Raw genomic sequence first — 710 nt, 5'->3', positions numbered from 1 at the left:
CGTGAGCTGCACACCTACCACCCGCTGACCGGCCATGTGATCACCGCTGATGCCGCCCACACCAACCGCGCCCACGCCGAGGCGATCGTCGGCGAGTTCGGTGCGCACTTCGTGTTCACGGTCAAGAACAACACCCCCGCCCTGGCCGTCGACTGCCACCAGGTGACCGACTGGACGAAGGCCCCCGTCGGCCACACCGCCGAGGGGAAGGCCCACGGCCGGCTCGAACAGCGCACGATCCAGCTCGCCGAGGCCGGCGATGCGATCCGCGCCCGCCACCCGCACGCCCGCACCGTCGCCCGGATCCGCCGCCGGACCACCCGCACCGCCACCCGCGGCTCCGGCCGGCGCCGCGTCACCCGGAAGACCACCACCACAACCACCGTCCACGTGATCAGCAGTCTGGCCCTCGACGAGGTCACCGCCGCCGACCTCGCCACTTATGTTCGTGATCATTGGACTGTGGAGAACCGGGTCCACTGGGTCCGCGATGTGACGTTCCGTGAGGATGCTTCCCGGGTCCGGACCGGCCCTCTGCCCCGCCTCATGGCCACGTTCCGTAACCTTGCCATCGGCCTGCTCCGCCTTACCGGACACCCCCGGATCAGCCCCACCTTGCGCCGCCTCCGCCACGACCCAGCCCTGCTCACGGCCATCCTCGGCCTCGAAAACCCGGCCTGACCAGCATCAACGACTTTGCGGCACGCCCT

General features: G+C 70.1%; 1 protein-coding gene. It reads left to right on the top strand.

The window, feature by feature from the left end:
* A partial coding sequence (locus AC08OP_RS21940; protein WP_476615910.1) for an ISAs1 family transposase occupies window positions 1–681 on the top strand: 681 nt, incomplete at its 5' end.
* Window positions 682–710 lie beyond the last annotated feature (29 nt).

It is taken from the genome of Frankia sp. CeRuru1, assembly GCF_977966315.1.
Note: the sequence above shows the minus strand (reverse complement) of the source record. Positions and strands in the feature narration are given on the sequence as shown.